Raw genomic sequence first — 2,905 nt, 5'->3', positions numbered from 1 at the left:
CCATAGGCAAATCAAAGAAAGAAACAAATATCAACAAGCAGATAGAAAACTATCGGGCTGAACTTGTCCGCCACTATAAAACCTTACTGGAAAACAAAAGCTACATTACGGCTGAAATCCTGAAAAACGCTATCAAAGGAATTGGAATTAAACAAAACAGCTTAATACAGGAGTTTGCAGCCTTAGTTGAAGAAAAGCGGCAGTCTGTCGGCATTTTGATAGTAAAAACCACCTATACACATCTTTATCGTGCTTATCAGCATTTGAAAGAGTTTTTGGGGTACAAATACGGGGTAAGCATTCGGTCACGTGCGTGTTTGTTTCCCTTCTTTTCCTTCCTACCTTTGTGTCTTCATTACAATCTTAATCCATAATGTGTTCAGTATTAGTATTTTCTAGCGAAAGTGATAAACTACGTAGCCTTTTTTCCGAGTCTAACCATTTTGATTCGGTTCTTTTCATATTTGATGGTGGTCGTCGTTATAAAGTTTCGGCTTCCAGCCTTGGTATCCATTCCCCTCAGGACCTACTTCTCCCTTTAGGCCTTGGTCTTTTCCGTAGCAGTCCTTTCTGGTCCTATTACCTTTATCCCCAAGGTTGTAATTTCCATAAAGGCATTGACGGTCTTTGTGGCGAGGTCATCCGGCACACGAGTTCTTGCGTGTCAGAGCAGAGTTGCCATATTTTTCTTGACCGCTCCCGTAGCAGGTTGCATATCCTTTATCGGTGCGACGACGAATACCGTTTGGAATGCCGTCGTCTGAATCGCGGCTCTTTTCTCTTGAAAAAGGACGAACGGAAGAGGGATTTTCTTCAAATTTCCTGGAATCGCCTGAATGAGCTGCTTACTGTTAAAAAGTATCGGAAAACAGTTGAAAAGTAATCTCCCGTCCTACAAGCCGTTCTGCTTTATTTTGATAACTTTGTCAGATAATAAAAAAGTGGATATACAGTGAAAGAACCGGTCATTACCCTTACTTTGGAAGAGTACGAAGAGCTGCGCAAGGAACGTGAACGCCTTGAAAAGGAACATGCAGAACTTCAGAGAAAATACGAATCCTCTTTGCGGGAGTATTCCCGCCAGGTCGAAGAAATCTCAGCCTGTACAGCCGTCATTGCCGACCTGAGATGGAAATTGGCTGACTTGACACGCCGTTTATGGGGTAAATCCAGTGAAAAACGCCATCTTCCCGAAGATGCCGGCCAGTTGAGCATCTGTTTTGAGTCTCCGTCCGATGTCAATGACCCGGTAGCGGAAGAACAGAAAACAGCTGAGAAATCTGCCAAATCGGAGAATGGCTACAACCGTTTCCGTAAGAGCTTCACCAAAAAGATTACTCCCCACGCCCGTAAGCCCATCGACCCGTCCCTTCCCCGTGAAGAGATTATCATTCCCATGCCGGAAGGTCTTTCGTTGGAGGGAGCGGCGAAGCTGGGAGAGGAAGTGAGCGAACAATATGCCGTCAGTCCCGCCCGATTCTATGTGAGACGCATCATCCGCCCTAAATACCGGCTCGCCGACGGTCGTATCATAACTGCTCCCATGCCCGTAATGGCACATCCCCACAGCAATGCGTCGGAAAGTGTACTGTCACACATTGCTACCGCCAAATATTACGACCACCTGCCTCTGTACAGACAACTGGACATCTTTGAGCGTGAAGGCATCCATCTGAGTCCTTCTACCGTAAGTAACTGGATGATGGCTGCCGCACAGCGTCTGGAGCCAATCTATAATGAGCTTCGTGAACTGGTCAAGGACAGCTATTACGTCATGGCCGATGAGACGCCCCATCCCGTACTTGAAAGCGACCGGCCCGGTGCTCTTCACCGCGGGTATATGTGGAACTTCTATCTGCCCCGGTTCCATACCCCATTCTTTGAATATCACAAGGGACGTGGCAGCAGCGGAATAGACACGCTGCTGGCAGGACAGGTTCGGGTGGTACAGAGTGACGGCTTTGCAGTATATGATGAGTTCGACACACTACCCGGAAAGTTGCACCTGTGCTGCTGGGCACACGTCAGGCGCAAGTTTGTGGAAGCGGAAGGAAATGATCCTCCTAGAGCAAGGCATGCACTTGAACAAATAGGCAGACTGTATGCTGTGGAGGAGAAAATCAGGATAGGACATCTGGAAGGCGGAGCTGTAGTAAGGCTTCGCCGGGAAGAATCGTACCCTATTATCAAAGGACTGGAAAAATGGTGCAGGCAGGAGTATGAACATACGGTTGAGAAATCGCCTATTGCCAAGGCCATATTCTATATGTACACACGTTTTGAACAACTGTCCGGATATGTCAACGATGCACAGTTCTGCATTGACAATAATCCAGTGGAGCGCTCTATAAGGCCATTGACTTTGAACAGAAAAAACACTCTTTTCTCCGGTTCACATGAAGCGGCACATGCAGCGGCAATATTCTTTTCACTGATGGGATGTTGCAGGGAAAATAAGGTGAACCCAAAACTATGGATGCAGGACGTGTTGATTAGGGTACAGGAGAATGAAAGAGAAAAGAAAAACGACTACGCCGATTTACTGCCATTTAATTGGAAAGGATAAACAAGAAAGATAAATAAAGTCAAAAGCCAGACATGCTTCGTTTGGCTTTTGACTTTATTATAGCTTGGAGAGAAATACGGGCGAGGCCGAATGCTTACCGTGGGAAGGTAAAGATAGCGGCACCTTTGCCCAACTATACAGGCACACTAACCAAACGATACAGACATACTTACTCAACTATACAGGCATATTAACCAAACGATACAGGCATACTTGCTCAACTGTACAGGCATATTAATGCAGCTACATCAAAACCTTGAAACAATAATTCCAAGATGTCCGCATAACTATATCGGTATATTAATAAATGATATGAGAGTATCAATGAACGATATAGGC

Annotated in this window: 2 protein-coding genes and 1 pseudogene; all 3 read left to right on the top strand. The window is 45.7% G+C overall.

Going from position 1 to position 2,905, the window contains the following annotated elements; genetic code table 11:
* A pseudogene (locus HMPREF0106_RS00230) lies at nucleotides 1–374 on the top strand (hypothetical protein); the annotation flags it as partial.
* Complete coding sequence (tnpB, locus tag HMPREF0106_RS26605) at nucleotides 374–883, top strand: IS66 family insertion sequence element accessory protein TnpB (RefSeq protein ID WP_004323560.1); 510 nt, start codon at nucleotides 374–376, stop codon at nucleotides 881–883. The pseudogene HMPREF0106_RS00230 and the gene tnpB, both read left to right, overlap by 1 nt.
* 69 nt (nucleotides 884–952) lie before the next feature.
* Nucleotides 953–2,566 carry an IS66 family transposase gene (gene tnpC, locus HMPREF0106_RS00235; protein WP_008777519.1) on the top strand — a complete coding sequence of 538 codons (1,614 nt, stop codon included), beginning with the start codon at nucleotides 953–955 and terminating at the stop codon, nucleotides 2,564–2,566.
* Nucleotides 2,567–2,905 lie beyond the last annotated feature (339 nt).

It is taken from the genome of Bacteroides sp. D22 (genome assembly GCF_000163675.1).
GTDB lineage: Bacteria > Bacteroidota > Bacteroidia > Bacteroidales > Bacteroidaceae > Bacteroides > Bacteroides xylanisolvens.
Note: the sequence above shows the minus strand (reverse complement) of the source record. Positions and strands in the feature narration are given on the sequence as shown.